The organism is Arthrobacter sp. efr-133-R2A-63 (assembly GCF_030209795.1).
In the GTDB taxonomy this organism is placed as follows: domain Bacteria; phylum Actinomycetota; class Actinomycetes; order Actinomycetales; family Micrococcaceae; genus Arthrobacter; species Arthrobacter bambusae_A.
The window spans coordinates 82,707-101,109 of sequence record NZ_JARVRG010000012.1 but is presented as its reverse complement, the minus strand read 5'-3'; the positions used below and the strand labels follow the sequence as shown (position 1 = coordinate 101,109).

The following is an 18,403-nucleotide window of genomic DNA, read 5'->3' as shown; positions in this document are numbered from 1 at the left end:
CCTTAAACGTGTACTGCGGAAGACTTAGCTAGGCTAAGCCTATGGTGGATCAGCCCGGCGCCGGCGTATATCCGGAATATTGGGAGGCCGATGTCGTGCTTCGCGACGGCGGAACGGCCCACTTGAGACCAATTTCACCCGGGGATGCCGACGCGCTCCAGGCTTTCCACGCGGCGCAGTCCGAGACCTCCATCTATATGCGGTTCTTCTCGTTCAAACCGAGACTCTCCACCAAGGAACTGCACCGCTTCACCGAAGTGGACCATAAAGACCGGGTGGCGTTCGTCATCACCATCGGTGGAGAGATCGTCGGCGTCGGCCGCTACGACCGGCTGGATGACCCGACCGAGGCCGAAGTCGCCTTCAACATTTCCGATGTCCAGCAGGGCCGGGGCATCGGCTCCATCCTGCTCGAACACTTGGCTGCGGCCGCCCGGGAGAACGGCATCCGCCGCTTCATGGCCGAGGTCCTGCCGGAGAACCGCAAAATGCTCCGCGTGTTCGCGGACGCCGGGTACGAGCTGGTGCGCAAATTCGACGACGGCGTGGTGAGCGTTGATTTCAACATTGACCCCACCGAAAAATCCCTGGCCGTCATGGAATCCCGGGAACACCGCGCCGAGGCCCGCAGCGTGCGCGACTTGCTGGCGCCGTCGTCGATCGCCGTGGTGGGTGCCAGCCGCAAGTGGGGGACGATCGGCCACCAGTTGCTTGAGCACATCGTGGAAGGCGGCTTCAAAGGCGCGGTCTACGCCGTCAACCCGGAGGCGTTCGAACTTGCCGGGATGAAGTCCTTCGCCCGGATCGCCGAGGTCCCCGGGCCGGTGCAGCTCGCAGTCATCGCAGTACCGTACGAAGAAGTTCCGAAAGTAGTGGACGAGTGCGGTGCAGCCGGGGTCAAAGGCCTTGTGGTCGCCACAGCCGGGTACGCGGACGACGGCGAACGGGGGCTGCGGAAGCAGCGGGAACTCGTGCGCCGGGCCAGGTCCTCTGGGATGCGCGTGATCGGCCCTGAATCGTTGGGGATCGTGAACACCAACCCGGAGGTTTCGCTGAACGCGTCCATGGCTCCGAAGCTGCCCGGGCGCGGGGGACTGGGGCTGTTCACGCAGTCAGCGGCCATCGGCGTTTCCGTCTACGCCGCCGCAAGTCGCCGCGGCCTGGGTCTTTCCTCGTTCCTCTCCACCGGCAACCGCGCCGATGTCTCCGGCAACGATGTCATGCAGTTCTGGGAAGACGATCCCGACACCTCCGCCGTCGGACTCTACCTGGAGTCGATCGGCAATCCCCGCAAGTTCTCCCGGCTGGCCCGGCGCTTGTCGCGCAGCAAGCCTGTCATCGTGGCCAAATCGGACGTCACCGGTCTTCGCCTTCCCCCGGGGCACGTGGTCAGGACCACGCTCGCGCCCGTGGCAGCCCTGGACGCGATGATGCGGCAAGCCGGGGTCATTGCCGTCGAAACCATCGAACAGCTCATGGACGTGGCGCAGATCGTTTCCAGCCAGCCCTTGCCCAAGGGCCCGGCGCTCGCCGTCTACAGCAATTCAGCGGCCTTCGGGAAGGTCGTGGCGGACAATGCGGCGCCGCAGGGACTCGTCGTCGACCGGATCGTCACCGACGTGGACCTGGACGCGGGGATGTCCGCAGCGCGGGAAGGGCTGCGGCGCAGCCTCCGGAAGACACTTGCGGACGATGCCGTGCATGCCGTGGTGGCGGCGATGGTCCCGTCCCGCAGCCTCACGATGGACGCGATCGCGGGAGTGCTCTCCGAATGTGCGGCAGAGGCCGGCAAACCCGTCGTGGCAGCATTCACCGGGATCCTCGACACGTCCGTGCAATTGGACCGAGTTATCGCTCCCGGCGGAGAGTCCGGCCCGGCACTGCCTTGCTATTCCAGTGCGGGCAGCGCAGTGGCGGCCCTGGCGGCCGTGGTCCGGTACGCAAAATGGCTGGACCGGGACCAAGGCATCTTCGTGGAGCCCGCGGGTTGCGACCGCGAGGGCACCCGCGAACACATCGCACGGCTCTTGTCCTCCGTCCCGGGGGAGCAATTGATCCGGCTCGACGACGGCGAAGCGGCCGCGCTGCTGTCCCGCTACGGCATCAACGTGGTGCCGTCGGCCGTGTTCGAGAGCGATGACGAAGCGGTAGCCGCCGCCGAACGGCTTGGCTGGCCCGTGGTGCTCAAGACCACGGATCCCGCCCTTCGACACCGCCTGGACCTGGGAGGGGTGCGTCTGGACATCGAGGATGCGGACTCGCTTCGGCGCAATATCGCGCAGATGCGCCGTGCACTCGAACCCTACGGTTCATCCGCCATAGAGGTGCAGGCCATGGTTCCAGTGGGACAGGCCTGCACGTTCCGGGCCATCGAGGATCCGCTCCTCGGGCCCGTGGTCTCTTTCGGTCTGGCGGGTGACGCCGTGAACCTCCTGGACGATTGGGCGCACCGGGTGCCGCCCTTGTCTACTACTGATTTGCACGACTTCATCAGGGCGCCCCGGGCTTCCCTGAAACTGTTCGGATACCAAGGGCTGCCGGCAGTGGACGTGGCCGCCCTCGAAGACCTGGGAGCACGGCTGGTCCGGCTCAAGGATGAACACCCCGAAATCGCGCTCGTGGAGTTCAATCCCGTCCTGGCCGGGACGCAGGGCGCGAAAATCCTTGCCGCCGAGGTGTGGATCGGGAACGCCGCACAGCGCACAGACAGTGCCCGCCGCGCGATGCTCAGCTGACCTGGCAGTTGACCGCCGGAGGACGGACAGTTATGAAGTCCCCAGCCGATCTGTGAAAATGGGGGAATGAGCTCGAAGTCCCCGACGCCTCCGTCCGGTCCGGCTACCACCGGGCACCATGCAGCACACAACCACAGCTCGCAGGGGCAGAGCCTGGACCAGGCACTTCAACGGGCAGGTTTCTACCCTGTCCTTGTTGCCGATGTTGTAGCCGATGCCTTGGACGGGCGTGACTGCCTCGCGCATCTGGTGCATTTGGAAACGCATTTCGACCGGGCCGAGGTCCGGCGGCACATCACGGTCCTGGTCCTCACCGAAGACATGCTGGTGATCACCCACGTCGACGACCAGCAGCTCGACGAAGCCGGAGAGCAGATCGTCGCCCAGATTTCCACGGAGTCCGTGCCCGTGGCACAAATCCGCTCTGTGGTCCTCAGCTACATGTATGCGCAGCCACAGAACTACACTCCGAGCGACCCCGTCAGGGAGCTCACCCTGTCCATTGCCTGGTCAGGTGGCCAACGCCTGGACGTGGGCCCCGCCAGCTGCGGCGATCCCCAGTGCGAAGCCGACCATGGGTACACGGGCACCATCTCCCAGGAGGACATCGTGCTGCGGATCAGCTCCGAGGCCGACGGACCCAGGGCTGTCCAGGACGCGAAGGTCTTTGCCCGGGCCCTGCGGGCTGTGAACACAGGCGCTCCCGGGCCCTCGGTCCACCCCGGCATGATGTCCGCTCCGCGGCTCCGCTCGGGCGTCTTCGGCAACAGGCTCAGCCGCGGGCACCAGCGCTGATGGCGACGTCGGAACCCATCGCCCAGGACACCGTCTCCGTTTCCAGCGCCGTCACCGAGCTTCCCGCTGCGCCGCTGTACGGCAACAAATCGATCGCCGAGGTCTTCACCAGCGCCGCAGCGAGCATGGGCCTGCCCGGCTTCGAAAACAAGCTGCAATTGCCTTCGTCGCAACGCGTGTGCGTGGTCCTCGCAGACGGACTGGGGCGCAACCTCCTGAAGCAGAAGGCCGCCCACACTCCGTTCCTGAGGTCGATAGCGAACGCGGGACAGGGAGCCGTCCCTGCGTGGCTTGACGCGGCTTTTCCTTCCACCACGGCATCGTCCTTGGCGAGCCTTGGAACCGGCCGTACGCCGGGCGAACACGGCATGGTGGGCTATGACGTCCTGGATCCCGACCAGGACAAGGTAGTCAACCTGCTCGGCAACTGGGACGCCGGTGTCGACCCCCTGCGCTGGCAGCCGTTTCCCACAATTTTCGAACGCGTGGCGGCCGACGCCGACGTCGTCACCGTGAGCCTGCCGCAATTCGGCGCGTCACCGATGACCCGCGCGGCGCTCCGGGGAAGCAGGTTCGTGGGCGGCAGCTCGCCCCATGCCCGGACGGCAGCGGCGGGGGAGGAAATGGCGGCTGGAACCCGTTCGCTCATGTACTTTTACGTCAACGAACTGGACAAAGCCGGGCACCGCTACGGCTGCCACTCCGCTCGCTGGGAGCACCAGCTCGAGGAATTGGATGCAACGGTCAAGAGGCTCTCTGCCGCATTGCCCGCGGGGACTACCATCCTGCTCACCGGCGATCACGGGATGGTGGACGTCCCGGAGTCGCAGCGCATCGACTACTCGGCCGATCCCGCCCTGATTGCCGGGGTCCGGCACACCGCAGGCGAGCCACGCATGGTTCACCTGTACTTCGAACCCGACGCCGGGGAGCTCCAGCGGGAAGCCGTGTTGGATGCCTGGCGCGCCCGCTTCGGCGATCGGATCTGGGCCTTCACCCGCGGGCAGGCCCTTGAAGCAGGACTCTTCGGGGTCCTTCGGCCGGAAGTTTCCCGCCGGATCGGGGATGTCATGATCGCCGCCAAGGATGCCTTGGCGCTCTACGACGTCCGCCGCGTCCGTCCAACTGCCTTGGAAGTGGTGGGGCAGCACGGTTCGCTGACCAAGGCGGAACGCGAAGTTCCGCTGCTATGCTTCCAAGCCGGAGGTCCCAAGGGCCGCCGTGGCTGAGCTCATTTTCTTCTCCGGAACCATGGACTGCGGCAAGTCCACCCTTGCCTTGCAGATGGACTACAACCACCGTGCCCGCGGCCGGGGCGGGGTCCGCTTCAGCTGCAACGACCGTGCCGGCGGTTCCGTCATCTCCAGCAGGCTCGGACTCCGGACCGACGCGGTGGAAGTCATCGACACGACGGATTTCTGGGACGAGGTTGTCCGACGCCGGACCACAGGCCTCACGGTGGACTACCTCATCTGCGACGAAGCCCAGTTCTACTCACCGGAGCAAGTGGAACAACTCGCGCGCGTCGTCGATGAGATGGGCGTAGACGTGTTCGCTTTCGGAATCACGTCCGACTTCCGCACCCGTCTTTTCCCCGGATCCCAGCGTTTCGTGGAGCTCGCCGACAGGGTCCAGGTACTGCAGGTCGAGGCGCTTTGCTGGTGCGGCCGCCGGGCAACCCACAACGCGCGGACCGTGGACGGGATCATGGTGGTCGAAGGCGAGCAGGTCGTGGTGGGCGACGTTGCCATGGAGGCCGGCCGGGCCGAGGCTGCCCCGGCGCAAGCCGAAGCGTCACACCCGGTGGTCGGATACGAGACCCTATGCCGCAGGCACTACATGCGCCGGGTCACGGCACACGGGGCCAACCTCATGGCGAGCCGCGATCAGTTGCTGCCGTTCGACGTCGACGCTTGCCTTTGGCGCGGCGCCAGCTGAAGCTGCCGCGAAGTGAAAGCTTCCTAGTCTCCGCGGGTTCCGAAGAGGATGTCATCCCAGCTCGGAATGCTGGAGCGCTTGGGCCGTGACGGTTGGCGCTCGGCCACTGCGGCATCTGAAGGCTCTTCATCCTTCTGGCCGGAGGGGGTGGGCTTCGGCTCTTCGCGTTCCCGTCGGGGAGCTCCGCCGAGCAGTTCGTCCAGACCCGCCCGCGGTGCGGGCGCTTCCTGGGTTTGGGATTCGTCGCGGCCGGTCCGGGCATCATTGCCGGCCCGGTCGTCGTCGTCGTTCCTGCCGCGCAGCAGGGTCACAGGGCGCAGCGGACCCGGAACCACCGTGATTTCCCTGGTATTCGTGCTGACCCCATCGTGAAGATGGAGGGAGTCGTTTTCGTCGTCATCATGCTTCGGGGCCAGGCTCAGCCGGGACAGCATGGATGCGCGAGCGTCACGGCGGCTGGGAGCGGGTTCGGCTTTTGCCTGCTCCTCCGTGTCGTCTGACTCCGTGTCAGTTGATTCGCTGTCAGCGGATCCGTCTTCGACGTCGCCGGCCCGCGGATGCGCAGCGGGAACGCCACTGCTGAGCAGCAGCGCCAACGCGTCGTCGCTGTCTTCGTCCAGTCCCAGCCGCTGTCCGCGACGGGAGCGCAGCATGTCCAGGAGCCCGTCGGCTTCCTTGGTGGCAGCCGCGGCGGCCACACGGGCGGCGGTTCCGGCGTCGGCCTCAAAGTCGAAAGGCCGGTCCGAAACGGCCGTGAGCCGTCGCGCCGGTACTGGTCCATCGAGGGGTTCCAGTTCGCTGAGCTGCTGGGCCCAGCGGTTGGCGTTCTGGATGGATTTGCGGGCGGGATGGAACGTCCACATCGCGGGCGGCTCTTCGCCGATGCTCTCCAGGCTGCCCGGCTTGGTCTCGAAGCGCGCGACGACGGTCCACGTGCCGTCGGTCCGGCGCCAGGAGTCCCATTCCACCGCCGAAGAGTCGATCCCGTGGGCAGTGAGCCGGTGGGCAACCATTTCGCCGAGGCTTGCAGGTTCGTCGCCGAACGCCGCGCGGTAGGTTTCCTGGCCGGGGGCAGGGGCGGCGACTTCGACTTTGCGGGCTTGTTGGGCGATGTATTCGCGCTCGGCAAGGACAGGACCTTCGTACCGCTGCACATTGGCGAGCGGGAGCCCTGACAGCTCCGCCACCTCCGCGGCCGTAGCACCGCTGCGGATGCGTGACTGAATATCACGCGGGGACATGGCGACGGGCGTGATGGAGGCACGTGCGGCCACCTGGGCAGGTGTCCGGCTCGCTGCAACCCGCAACGCCTCATCAATCGGAAGCTGGAACATCTCGCCGCCGGTACCGCTCAACAGAAGATGTCCGCCGTCGTCGTGGACGCCAACCAGCCGTAGATCCCGCATAAAATCCTCCACCATGGCCTATCTGACATTCGAAACTCTGCCACCCGGTAAGGCCTTTTCCTACTAGGACAAAGGGCGCGCCGCGATATTCCGCGATTTTCCGGCATTCTCCCGTTCAGGCGGCCGCCAGGAGGGTATGGACATCCTGGTCTGCCTGGAGGACAATCTGCCCGGTATCGGGCACAAAAATGCAGCCTGCCGCGTTACATCCTTAGACCGGAGCAGGTTCCGGCCGACAGGACCGCAAGCCCTGCGTGAAGCACAAGGGAGAACGAAGAAGGGACCATGGCAACGGACTACGACGCCCCTCGGAAGACGGAAGAAGACACCGAGGACTCGATCGAGGAACTCAAGTCGCACCGCACGGAGAAGCAGTCGTCATCGGCTGTTGACATCGATGAGACTGATCTGGCTGATGCCTACGAGCTCCCCGGGGCTGACTTGTCCGGCGAAGAGCTGCTGGTCCGTGTGCTCCCGCCGCAGGCGGACGAATTTACGTGCTTCAACTGCTTCCTGGTCAAGCACCGCTCCCAGATTGCGCGGGAGAAGGACGGGCACCTGTACTGCAAGGAATGCGAAAGCTAGCTTCGGGAGCCCTGCTTCGACAATGCTGCCACCAGTTCGTCGGGGTGGCGGGTGGAGGTCAGCCAATACGGAGTGCGGTCCGCGGGGTCGGTGATTTCAATGCGCACCACGGGATCAATCCAGCCGCGGAGGCACAGGAACGCCAGTCCATGGAGCCGGACGCCCCGCTCCGCGGTGGCTTCGTCCTTGCGGAAGGCGGTGACGGCCCCGACAAACTCGCGCTGGATGCTGGCCCGTCCCACTTGGACGGTGTCCCGGTCCACCACGATCGAGGGAGTGGACGTCACCAGCAAGACGGTGGTGATGGCGAAGAGAACCAGCGCGGCGATAATGCCCGCGGTGATGCTGATCGGCGCGAACATGAGGATGCCGGCGGCGGAGAAGCCCACCACGACAATCCAAATCCAGGGGGAGGGCCGGAGCTTTTCCGTATACAGGACGCCCGATTCGCTTGAGGAATGGTGCGGCACGGGTACGGAAGCAGTCGATTCAGGCATGCCACCAGCTTATCGGGACTGGGCCCCCGGGAAATAACGCGCCTTTGCCGCGCGCTGCCCTCCGACCGCAATCGTGGCAGTATCCCGCGGACGATAGAATGTGTGACTGTGAGCAACGAGACAGCAGTAGCCAACCCAGCAGACACCTCCGCCGAATACGGTGCGCCGACCCTTCAGGTCGAACTGAAAATGCTCGACGCCGATTTGGAAGCGCCGTCCTACGCGCACCCCGGTGACGCAGGCGCGGACTTGCGCGCCCGCGCGGACGTGTTGCTCGCTCCGGGAGAGCGGAAGCTCGTAGCAACAGGCGTCTCCATCGCACTTCCAAACGGCTATGTCGCCCTCATCCACCCCAGGTCAGGGCTGGCAACCAAGCACGGGCTCACCGTAGTGAATGCTCCCGGGACGGTTGATGCCGGCTACCGAGGTGAAATTTCCGTGACGCTTTTGAATACGGACAAAAACCAGGCAATCGAACTCAAGCGCGGCGATAGAATTGCTCAAATGGTGATCCAGCGCGTCGAGTATGCGCAGTTCGTTTCCGTGGAGGAGTTGTCCGACACCTCGCGCGGCACCGGCGGCTTTGGATCCACCGGAGGCTTCGCGCCGGCCGTGAGCTAGCAACAACCTCGACAATCAGCGCCGTTCGGAGCTGATTGCCATGCTGCCCGCGAGTTGACGGGCAGTCTGCGGTTTACTGGGGGTAGACCACTACTAAGGAGACAACCCGATGCTTTTTGGGCGCGGAAAGAAGTCCAAGGCTGAGCAGCCGAAAGACAACGGTACTGAGCAGGCCGATGCCGCGACGTCGCGGCAGGAGGCCGGCACGGAAGCCAGTGGGGCCGCCAAGGGCGACTTCCGTCTGTCCAAGGGGCCATTGGATGCCAGTGAAATTGATAGCCAGGATGGCTACGTGGATCTTGGCGCCCTGCTGATCGAACCTTCCGAGGGTCTTCAATTGCGCCTCGAGGTGGAGGAGGCAACCCAGCGGGTCGTCGCGGTCACCATGGACCTCGATGGATCGAGCCTCCAGCTCCAGGCGTTCGCCGCTCCCCGCTCCGAAGGGCTGTGGGACGAGATCCGCGAACAAATCGGCCAGTCGGTGGCCAGCCAGGGAGGCGAAGTCGAGGAAATTGCCGGCACGTTCGGCACTGAACTCGTCGCCAAACTTCCCACCGAATCCGCCGACGGCGGACGCGGCTTCCGGGCGGCCCGTTTCATGGGCGTGGACGGGCCCCGCTGGTTCCTTCGTGGCGTCATCGGCGGGCACGCGGCCCTGGACAGGGACGCGGCCGAAGGACTCGAGAACCTCTTCCGCAAGGTTGTGGTCATTCGCGGAGACAACCCCATGCCGCCCCGCGAGCTGCTTCAGCTGAAGCTGCCCAAGGATGCCGTGGCCTCCGGGTCCGGGCAGCATGGTGTGACTGACGAAACGCCGGAGCTTCAGCGGCCAGAACGCGGCCCGGAGATCACCCAGATTGGCTGACAAAGCGGCCCGCGCCGCTGCCGCGCATGGCACCCCGACGTCAGTGCCCCTCACTGAAATCCCCGCACGGGGCCGGGTCGACTGCACGGGTTTCATCGAGTCGGTGACCTACCAGCCCGCCAACGAGCAAAGTCACTTCTCGGCGATCCTGGTCGACCGGATTGCGCACAGGGGCGACACGGGCCCGTTGACCCGCTTGCGCGTCATCTGGCTCGGGCGCCGGAAGGTGCCCGGCATCGAAACCGGGACTGTCCTGCGGCTCGAAGGCATGGTCACTCCGCGGGACGGGATGCCCACGATGTTCAATCCGCGCTATGAAATCCTCTCCCGGCAGGAGCACCAATGACCGTCGCCAACGGACGCGATCCCCAGGAAAAGCCAGCACAGGAAAAGCCAGCGCACGAAAAGACCGGCCCGGCAGGGGAGTCCCGGCAGGGTGCCCAGGGGCCGAGCATTGCGGACATCGCCGCCGGCTACGCCGAAAAAGCCGGGCTGCAACGCAACAGCCACGGGCACGTGGACATCCTCAAATCGGCCGGGGGCGTGCAGGGAATCGCCGAGAGCATCGTGCCCGGCCTCGTCTTCCTGATCGCCTTCATGGTCACCCGAGACCTTCCTGCCTCCCTGATTGCCTCCCTCGCGGCGGCAGCAGTCTTCACCGTGGTCCGGCTGGTCCAACGGCGCCCGTTGACCCAGGCGCTTGCCGGGATCGCCGGCGTCGCGATCTCCGCCTGGCTCGCGAACACCACCGGCAAGGCAGAGGATTTCTACGTCCTGGGTTTCTACACGAATATCGCCTACATCGTGGGAATGGTGCTGTCGATCCTGGTCAAGTGGCCGATCGCCGGCCTGCTGTTCGGTTTCGTCCGCAACGAAGGCTTCGAATGGCGGAAGAACCCGGAACGCCTGCGGGCCTATTCCATCGGTACGTGGGTGGTCATTGCCGTGCTGGCGCTACGGCTTGTGGTCCAGGTGCCCCTGTATTTCATGGGTGATCCCGGCCTTGCCGCACTCGCCACGATGCGGCTGATCATGGGTGCCCCGCTGTACATCCTGGGCCTGTGGATTGCCTGGCTCCTGACCCGGCCGGTGCCGGGCCAGAAGCCGAACCGCGATGCTCAGCCGTCGAAACCGTCGTCGTCGGACTGATCCGAGAACTCTTCCTCGACGTCGGCTGAACCGTGGTCCGCGGCGGACGGGGAGAGCAAAGCCCTCAGGCCGTCCTCGGCCGCAATGGTCGTGACGAAGAACAGTTCGTCGCCGCCGTCGATCACGTCGTCGCGGCTGGGTGTGATGGGGGCATGATCCCGGAGGATCGCCACCAAGGTGGCGTCTTCGGGCCATTCGATGCCGCCCACGGTGCTGCCGATGATGTGCGAGTCGTGGGGAACCGTGAATTCCACGAGCGAGGACACTCCGGTCTGCAAGGTCAGCAAGCGGACGAGGTCGCCGATTTCCACGGCCTCTTCAACGAGCGCCGTCATGAGCTGCGGGGTGTTGACGGCGACGTCGACGCCCCAGGAATCGTTGAACATCCAGTCGTTCTTGGGGTTGTTGACCCGGCCCACCGTGCGGCCCACACCGAATTCGGTCTTGGCCAGCAAGGACACCACAAGGTTGACTTTGTCGTCGCCGGTCGCGGACACGACGACGTCGGCCCCTTCCAGCTTCGCTTCCTGCAGCGTGCTCAGTTCGCACGCGTCGCCCACCAACCAGCGGGCACCGCGGAGTCCGCTGCGTCCGATGACCTCCGGCTTGAGGTCGATCAGCATGATCTCGTGCTTGTGGGCGAGCAATTCGCGCGCGATCGACGAACCGACGCTGCCCGCGCCGACAATAACGACTTTCACTCAGACTCCTTGGCGGGTGCGCTGGAAAGGATGCGCGCTACCTCGGCGCTGCGGTCCAGATTCAACATGGCGTGCACGGTGTCACCCTCCTGGTACGCCGTTCCGGACTGGGGCAGGACACCCTCGCCAAAGCGGGTAAGGAAGGCGATGCGGATTCCGGACGCTGCTTCGATGGCAGTCAATGGGTGCCCGATCCAGCCTTCGTTGAGGTCCACTTCGGACAAAACCAGCCGGCCCGATGGCTCGCGGTAGTCCCCGGCCAAATGTTGTTCGGGCAGGATCCGGCGCAGGACCTGGTCCGCGCTCCAGCGCACGGCGGCAACCGTGGGGATGCCGAGGCGCTGATAGATCTCGGCGCGGCCTGGATCGTAGATGCGCGCAACAACATGCGAAACATGGAATGTTTCGCGGGCTACGCGGGTGGCCAGGATGTTGGAATTGTCACCGCTGGAGACAGCGGCGAAAGCGTACGCCTCCTCGCAGCCCGCCTGCTTGAGGGTGTCCCGGTCGAAGCCGACCCCCGTGACTTTCCTGCCGGTGAATCCGCTGCGCAAACGGCGGAAGGCACGATCGTCCTGGTCGATGATTGCCACCGAATGGCCGGCGTCTTCCAAAGTGTGCGCCAACGTTGCGCCAACTCGTCCGCAACCCATGATCACAAAGTGAGCCACGGTTTCTCCTTCACTCTTATGCATGCCGCTCGGTAAGACTCTACCGGGGCAAGTCGCGGAAGCCAGTCCGCCGTCATGACATCGCGTTCGATTCAGAGTAGCTTTGCGGAGTGCTGACAATTCTCAACGCCGCGAAGCGGGTGTTGGTGGGGCGGCCTTTCCGGAACGACCGCCTGGCCCACACACTGCTTCCCAAGCGCATCGCGCTGCCGATTTTCGCTTCGGACGCCCTGTCCTCCGTGGCGTACGCCCCCGACGAAATCCTGCTGACGCTGGCCCTCGCGGGCGTGAGCGCCGTGGCCATTTCGCCGCTGGTGGGCCTCGCAGTCATGGTGGTCTTGCTCACGGTCGTTGCCTCCTACCGGCAGAACGTCCATGCCTACCCCTCCGGTGGCGGAGACTACGAAATCGCCAACGTCAACCTGGGGAAGTTCGCCGGACTGACCGTCGCCGCCGCGTTGTTGGTGGACTACGTCCTCACGGTCGCTGTGTCGATGTCCTCCGCAGCGGCGTACCTGACCACAGCGATCCCCTCGATGCACGGGCAGCAGGCGCTCATCGCCACTGTCGGCGTTGTGGTGCTGGCACTCGTGAACCTGCGCGGCATCAAGGAAGCCGGCAGTGTCTTCGCGGTTCCCACCTACATCTTCATGTTCTCCATCCTGGGCATGACGGCGGTCGGTATCTTCCAGGCGGCCACAGGCCAACTCGGCCAGGCCCCGTCGGCGGCCTTCACGATCGTCCCGCAAGAGGGATTCGACCAGGGGCTCGTTGGCCTGGCGGGGGCGTTCCTGCTCCTGAGGGCCTTCTCCTCCGGCGCCGCAGCGCTGACCGGCGTGGAGGCCATCAGCAACGGTGTGCCGAACTTCAAGAAGCCCAAGAGCAAGAACGCGGCCGCCACGCTGTTGCTGCTCGGAGTCATCGCCTCGGCGATGCTCGCAGGCATCATCTACCTCGCCAACGCCACCAAGGTCCACATCGTGCTGGATCCGGCCAAGGAATTCCTGCTGAATGGGCAACCGCTGCCGGGCGACTACATCCAGAACCCTGCCATCAGCCAGATAGCGCAGACCATTTTCGGTGCCGGGTCCCTCCCGTTCTACATTGTGGTCGCCGCCACCGGCGTCATCCTCGTCTTCGCCTCCAACACCGCATTCAACGGGTTCCCGGTGCTGGGGTCCATCCTCGCCCAGGACGGCTACCTTCCGCGCCAGCTTCGGACCCGCGGAGACCGCCTGGCTTTCAGCAACGGCGTCCTGGCGCTTGCAGCCGGAGCCTTGGTCCTCATCATTTCCTTCAACGCCGATGTCACCAAGCTGATCCAGCTGTACATCGTCGGCGTCTTCATTTCGTTCACGATGAGCCAGCTGGGCATGGTGCGGCACTGGGGCAGGGAACTCAAGCTTGCGCAGGACAAAGCCGTCCGCCGCAGGATCGTGAAGTCCCGCACCATCAACGGGCTCGGCTTCGCCATGACGGCTCTGGTTCTGACCATCGTGCTCATCACCAAGTTCGAGCAGGGAGCCTGGATCGCGCTCCTGGCGATGTTCGTGCTGTTCCTCATCATGTGGAGCATCCGCGCCCACTACGACAATGTGGCCAAGGAGCTGGCCGTTGACGAGGACTCGTCGCCCCGCGCGTTGCCCACCAGGGTCCATGCCGTGCTCCTGGTGTCCCATGTGCGCAAACCGGTGCTGCGTGCCCTCGCCTACGCGAGGGCATCGAGGCCGTCCCGGCTGGACGCCATCATCGTCGACATCGACCACGAGGAAACCGCGCACACGGTCGAGGCGTGGGACAAGCTGGACATCCCGGTCCCGTTGACCGTTTTGGCGAGCCCGTACCGCGAGACCGTCACCCCCATCCTGGACTACGTCAAGAACATGCGCCGCGATTCTCCGCGGGACCTGATCGTGGTTTACATCCCGGAGTATGTCGTCGGCAAGTGGTGGGAACAGCTCGTCCACAACCAGACCGCCTTGCGCATCAAGGCCCGGCTCCACTTTGAACCCGGCGTCATGGTGGCCAGCGTCCCATGGCAATTGAAGTCCTCCGAAGAAGCAAAGGCATTGCAGGATACCTGATGACGCACCCCAGCAACACCGAATCCAGCTCGCCCACGGCCCAGGACGGAGCTGCCACGGAGCTGGTGGTGGACGTCGGCCCGGTCGCCCACGGCGGCCACTTCGTCGCGCGGCACGAAGGCCGCGTCATCTTTGTCCGGCACGGCATCCCGGGCGAAAAGGTCCGGGTCCGGCTGACCGACGCGGGGGAGTCGTCCCGTTTCTGGCGTGCCGACGTCGTCGACGTCCTGGAAGCGTCGGACGACCGGATCCGCCATTTCTGGCCGCTCGCCGACTCACTTGCCGCATGGGGCAAAGGCGGTCCGCCCGTGGGCGGCGCGGAACTCGGGCACGTAACACTGGAACGGCAGCGCCTCCTCAAGTCCGAAGTCCTCGCCGAGCAGCTGAAACGGCTCGCCGGCGTCGAACTCACTGTCGACGTGGAGCCCGCAGCCGCCGGTGACCCGGGCTCCGGCGGCGTTACCGGGACCGACGGCGGAACCGGACTCGGCTGGCGGACCCGGGCCAGCTTCGCTGTGACCCCGGCCGGCCGGCTGGGGATGCATGCCCACCGCTCCGACGTCGTGATTCCGGTCCACGAGATGCCCCTGGCACTGCCGGGCATCAACGAGTTGCGGCTTTGGGACATCGACCTGCGGGGGATCTCGCGGGTGGAAGTGGCGGCGCCTGCGAACGGATCGCGTCCGCTCGTGCTGCTCGCCCCGGAAGAAGGCACCGATGCCCGGCGCCTGAACCGGATCCTGGGCCAGATCCCGCATGACGTGTCCGTGGCCAGCTTCGACCCCGTGGGCGGCGACGTCCTGCAGTTGCGCGGCAGGACGTGGGTCCAGGAATCGGCTGCCGGTCATGAATACCGCGTCACGGGAGAAGGGTTCTGGCAGATCCACAAGGATGCGCCCGCCACCCTGGTGGGAGCGGTGACGGGATTCCTGCACGACGGCGGGTACCTCCTTCCGGGATCGGCCGTCGCCGATCTTTACGCCGGAGCCGGTTTGTTTACTGCACCATTGGCCGATGCCGTGGGGATCACCGGTTCGGTGCTCTCCGTCGAGGGATCGCCCGGGACCAGCCGGGACGCCCGCAAGAATCTGCATGGAGAGACCCAGGTGGAAATCGTCCAGGGCCGGGTGGAACGTGTCCTCCGGCAGCGCCCCCGGAGCTTCGACGCCTTGGTGATCGACCCGCCCCGCGCCGGTGCCGGCAAGGCTGTGGTCAGCCAGCTCATCGAGTCCGGGCCGCGCGCCATCGCCTATGTGTCGTGTGATCCGGCCTCCTTCGCGCGTGATCTGGGGTACTTCCGGAACGGCGGATGGCGCCTCGAATCCCTCCGTGCCTTTGACCTGTATCCGCACACACATCATCTGGAGACCGTTGCATTGCTGGTGCCCGCGGCATAGCCACCACTACGATGGTGGAGAAGTCCTACGTCGCGCTTCACTTCTCCACCGGCCGGCAGTTGCTTAGCTTAGGTTTGCCTAACTAGCTAGCGGTCAACCACGCGACAAAGATGAAAGCTGTTGCGAGAGGAGTCCTGCCATGAGCACTGTGGACAGCTTCGGTTCCAAAGGCGTACTGAATGTAGCCGGCACCGATTATGAAATTTTCCGGTTGAACTCCGTTGAGGGCGCAGACAGCCTTCCGTTCAGCCTTAAAGTATTGCTTGAAAACCTGCTGCGGACGGAAGATGGCGCCAATATCACGGCCGACCACGTCCGCGCCTTGGCCGGCTGGGATCCGAATGCCCAGCCAGACACCGAGATCCAGTTCACCCCGGCCCGAGTCATCATGCAGGACTTCACCGGGGTTCCCTGTGTCGTTGACCTTGCCACGATGCGTGAAGCCATCAAGGACCTCGGCGGCGACCCCAAGCGCGTCAACCCGCTGGCTCCGGCCGAGATGGTCATCGACCACTCCGTGCAGATCGACGCCTTCGGCAACTCCGGCGCCCTCGAGCGCAACATGGAGATCGAATACCAGCGCAACGGCGAGCGTTACCAGTTCCTGCGCTGGGGCCAGACGGCTTTCGACGACTTCAAGGTTGTTCCCCCGGGAACCGGCATCGTCCACCAGGTCAACATCGAATACCTGGCACGCACCGTCATGACCCGCGAAGTCGACGGCGTCCTCCGCGCCTACCCCGACACCTGCGTCGGCACCGACTCGCACACCACCATGGTCAACGGCCTGGGCGTGCTGGGCTGGGGCGTAGGCGGCATCGAAGCCGAAGCCGCCATGCTCGGCCAGCCAGTTTCCATGCTGATCCCGCGCGTTGTCGGCTTCAAGCTCACGGGCTCCATCCCCGCCGGCGCCACCGCCACCGACGTCGTCCTGACCATCACCGAGCAGCTGCGCAACCACGGTGTGGTCGGCAAGTTCGTGGAGTTCTACGGCGAAGGCGTCGCGGCCGTGCCGCTGGCCAACCGCGCCACCATCGGCAACATGAGCCCGGAATTCGGTTCCACGGCAGCGATGTTCCCGATCGACGACGTCACGCTCGACTACTTGCGCCTCACCGGCCGCTCCGAGCAGAACGTTGCCCTGGTCGAGGCCTACGCGAAGGAACAGGGCCTCTGGCACGATCCGTCACACGAGATCAAGTTCTCCGAGTACCTCGAGCTCGACCTGTCCACGGTTGTTCCCTCGATCTCGGGTCCGAAGCGTCCCCAGGACCGCATCATCCTCACCGAGTCCAAGGCCCAGTTCCGCGAGGACCTGCGCAACTACGTGAAGGAAGACCTGGCCGACGGAAGCCTGGACGAAGCGATCGACGAGAGCTTCCCGGCCTCCGATTCGCCGTCGTTCACCGCCACTGCGACGCACCTGGCCGACGTAGCTCCGCACTCGCACGGTCCGAAGTCCAACGGTCGTCCGTCGAACAAGGTGAGCGTCACAACAGCTGACGGCCGCGAATTCGAACTGGACCACGGTGCAGTTTCGATCGCTTCGATCACGTCCTGCACCAACACGTCCAACCCCTCGGTGATGCTGGCAGCCGCGCTGCTTGCCCGCAACGCCGTTGACAAGGGCCTCGCGTCCAAGCCGTGGGTCAAGACGTCCGTCGCTCCCGGCTCCAAGGTCGTCACCGACTACTACGAGAAGTCCGGCCTGACTCCCTACCTGGAGAAGCTCGGCTTCTACATCGTGGGCTACGGCTGCGCGACCTGCATCGGCAACTCCGGTCCGCTCGACGCAGAGATCTCCGAGGCCATCCAGGCCAACGACCTTTCCGTCACCGCTGTCCTCTCCGGCAACCGCAACTTCGAAGGCCGCATCAACCCGGACGTCAAGATGAACTACCTGGCGTCGCCGCCGTTGGTCATCGCCTACGCCCTGGCCGGAACCATGGACTTCGACTTCGACGCCGATCCACTGGGCCAGGACCAGGACGGCAACGATGTCTTCTTGAAGGACATCTGGCCGAACCCCGTCGAGGTCCAGAAGGTGATCGATTCCTCGATCGACAAGGAAATGTTCGCCCGCGGCTACGAAGGCGTCTTTGACGGCGACGACCGCTGGAAGGCACTCGACACCCCGGCAGGCGACACCTTCGCCTGGGACGCCAAGTCCACGTACGTGCGGAAGCCCCCGTACTTCGAAGGCATGAAGGCGCAGCCGGAACCGGTAACGGACATCGCCGGAGCCCGTGTGCTGCTGAAGCTCGGCGACTCCGTCACCACGGACCACATCTCCCCGGCAGGTTCCTTCAAGTCGGACACCCCGGCAGGCCAGTACCTTCTGGCCAACGGCGTGGAGCGCAAGGACTTCAACTCCTACGGTTCACGCCGTGGCAACCACGAGGTCATGATCCGCGGTACCTTCGCGAACATCCGCATCAAGAACCAGCTGCTCGACGGCGTCGAAGGCGGCTTCACCCGCGACTTCACCCAGGCCGGCGGCCCGCAGGCCTACGTCTACGACGCTGCCCAGAACTACCAGGCAGCCGGCACCCCGCTGGTGGTCCTGGCCGGCAAGGAATACGGCTCCGGCTCTTCCCGCGACTGGGCTGCCAAGGGAACCGCGCTGCTGGGCGTGAAGGCCGTCATCGCCGAAAGCTACGAGCGTATCCACCGCTCCAACCTCATCGGCATGGGCGTCCTCCCGTTGCAGTACCCGGCCGGCGAGACCGCTGCGTCGCTCGGCCTGGTCGGCACGGAAACGTTCGCCGTCGAGGGCGTCACCGAGCTGAACAACGGCACGACGCCGAGGACGCTCAAGGTCACCGCAACGGCCGAGGACGGCAGCACCACGTCCTTCGACGCAGTGCTGCGCATCGACACCCCGGGCGAAGCGGACTACTACCGCAACGGCGGCATCCTGCAGTACGTCCTGCGCCAAATCTCGGCACACTAGCCGAAT

General features: G+C 65.2%; 16 protein-coding genes. 12 read left to right on the top strand and 4 right to left on the bottom strand.

Annotated features, from left to right (window positions below):
• The first annotated feature begins 41 nt into the window (after positions 1 to 41).
• The 4 genes from QRN45_RS06425 (at position 42) to QRN45_RS06410 (ending at position 5,468) form a co-directional block, all read left to right on the top strand.
• Positions 42 to 2,735: a bifunctional acetate--CoA ligase family protein/GNAT family N-acetyltransferase gene (locus tag QRN45_RS06425; protein WP_284762718.1), complete on the top strand. Its 2,694-nt coding sequence runs from the start codon at positions 42 to 44 to the stop codon at positions 2,733 to 2,735.
• A gap of 66 nt (positions 2,736 to 2,801) precedes the next feature.
• On the top strand, positions 2,802 to 3,530 hold the full coding sequence (locus QRN45_RS06420; protein WP_078105511.1) for a DUF5998 family protein: 729 nt from the start codon (positions 2,802 to 2,804) through the stop codon (positions 3,528 to 3,530).
• Positions 3,530 to 4,759: an alkaline phosphatase family protein gene (locus QRN45_RS06415; RefSeq protein WP_284762717.1), complete on the top strand. Its 1,230-nt coding sequence runs from the start codon at positions 3,530 to 3,532 to the stop codon at positions 4,757 to 4,759. Before QRN45_RS06420 ends, QRN45_RS06415 begins: the two co-directional genes overlap by 1 nt.
• Positions 4,752 to 5,468, top strand: coding sequence for a thymidine kinase (locus QRN45_RS06410; protein ID WP_241708310.1), 717 nt, complete (start codon positions 4,752 to 4,754; stop codon positions 5,466 to 5,468). Before QRN45_RS06415 ends, QRN45_RS06410 begins: the two co-directional genes overlap by 8 nt.
• A 23-nt stretch (positions 5,469 to 5,491) precedes the next feature.
• Here QRN45_RS06410 and sepH read toward each other — a convergent pair whose 3' ends face one another.
• Positions 5,492 to 6,874 (bottom strand): septation protein SepH, encoded by a 1,383-nt coding sequence (sepH, locus tag QRN45_RS06405; RefSeq protein WP_284762716.1) that lies wholly within the window; start codon positions 6,872 to 6,874, stop codon positions 5,492 to 5,494.
• 285 nt (positions 6,875 to 7,159) lie between these two features.
• Here sepH and QRN45_RS06400 point away from each other — a divergent pair, with 285 nt between their 5' ends.
• The gene (locus tag QRN45_RS06400; protein ID WP_078105507.1) at positions 7,160 to 7,459 is read left to right on the top strand and encodes a DUF4193 domain-containing protein; all 300 of its coding nucleotides are present in this window, start codon (positions 7,160 to 7,162) and stop codon (positions 7,457 to 7,459) included.
• Here QRN45_RS06400 and QRN45_RS06395 read toward each other — a convergent pair.
• Positions 7,456 to 7,956 carry a DUF3093 domain-containing protein gene (locus QRN45_RS06395; protein ID WP_241708308.1) on the bottom strand — a complete coding sequence of 167 codons (501 nt, stop codon included), beginning with the start codon at positions 7,954 to 7,956 and terminating at the stop codon, positions 7,456 to 7,458. The two genes, QRN45_RS06400 and QRN45_RS06395, sit on opposite strands and share 4 nt — an antisense overlap.
• A 108-nt stretch (positions 7,957 to 8,064) precedes the next feature.
• Here QRN45_RS06395 and dut point away from each other — a divergent pair, with 108 nt between their 5' ends.
• The 4 genes from dut to QRN45_RS06375 all read left to right on the top strand — a co-directional run bounded on the left by dut (position 8,065) and on the right by QRN45_RS06375 (position 10,591).
• Positions 8,065 to 8,577, top strand: coding sequence for a dUTP diphosphatase (gene dut / locus QRN45_RS06390; protein WP_284762715.1), 513 nt, complete (start codon positions 8,065 to 8,067; stop codon positions 8,575 to 8,577).
• 109 nt (positions 8,578 to 8,686) lie between these two features.
• A complete protein-coding gene (locus QRN45_RS06385) occupies positions 8,687 to 9,442 on the top strand; it encodes a DUF3710 domain-containing protein (RefSeq protein WP_241708306.1) in 756 nt (251 codons plus the stop codon).
• Positions 9,435 to 9,788, top strand: coding sequence for a hypothetical protein (locus QRN45_RS06380; RefSeq protein WP_284762714.1), 354 nt, complete (start codon positions 9,435 to 9,437; stop codon positions 9,786 to 9,788). The genes QRN45_RS06385 and QRN45_RS06380 overlap by 8 nt, the downstream gene beginning before the upstream one ends.
• The gene (locus QRN45_RS06375; RefSeq protein ID WP_241708304.1) at positions 9,785 to 10,591 is read left to right on the top strand and encodes a DUF3159 domain-containing protein; all 807 of its coding nucleotides are present in this window, start codon (positions 9,785 to 9,787) and stop codon (positions 10,589 to 10,591) included. Before QRN45_RS06380 ends, QRN45_RS06375 begins: the two co-directional genes overlap by 4 nt.
• Here the strand turns inward: QRN45_RS06375 and QRN45_RS06370 are convergent.
• Both QRN45_RS06370 and QRN45_RS06365 read right to left on the bottom strand, forming a co-directional pair.
• Positions 10,561 to 11,292 carry a potassium channel family protein gene (locus QRN45_RS06370; RefSeq protein ID WP_078105502.1) on the bottom strand — a complete coding sequence of 244 codons (732 nt, stop codon included), beginning with the start codon at positions 11,290 to 11,292 and terminating at the stop codon, positions 10,561 to 10,563. The two genes, QRN45_RS06375 and QRN45_RS06370, sit on opposite strands and share 31 nt — an antisense overlap.
• Positions 11,289 to 11,963, bottom strand: a complete 675-nt coding sequence (locus tag QRN45_RS06365; protein ID WP_241708303.1) for a potassium channel family protein — start codon at positions 11,961 to 11,963, stop codon at positions 11,289 to 11,291. The genes QRN45_RS06370 and QRN45_RS06365 overlap by 4 nt, the downstream gene beginning before the upstream one ends.
• Before the next feature lie 110 nt (positions 11,964 to 12,073).
• Between QRN45_RS06365 and QRN45_RS06360 the strand changes: the two genes are divergently transcribed.
• The 3 genes from QRN45_RS06360 to QRN45_RS06350 all read left to right on the top strand — a co-directional run bounded on the left by QRN45_RS06360 (position 12,074) and on the right by QRN45_RS06350 (position 18,397).
• Entirely contained in the window at positions 12,074 to 14,047 is a 1,974-nt protein-coding gene (locus QRN45_RS06360; protein WP_078105500.1) for an APC family permease, read from the top strand.
• Positions 14,047 to 15,444, top strand: coding sequence for a class I SAM-dependent RNA methyltransferase (locus QRN45_RS06355; protein ID WP_284762713.1), 1,398 nt, complete (start codon positions 14,047 to 14,049; stop codon positions 15,442 to 15,444). The genes QRN45_RS06360 and QRN45_RS06355 overlap by 1 nt, the downstream gene beginning before the upstream one ends.
• 139 nt (positions 15,445 to 15,583) lie before the next feature.
• A complete protein-coding gene (locus QRN45_RS06350) occupies positions 15,584 to 18,397 on the top strand; it encodes an aconitate hydratase (protein ID WP_284762712.1) in 2,814 nt (937 codons plus the stop codon).
• Positions 18,398 to 18,403: the final 6 nt, after the last annotated feature.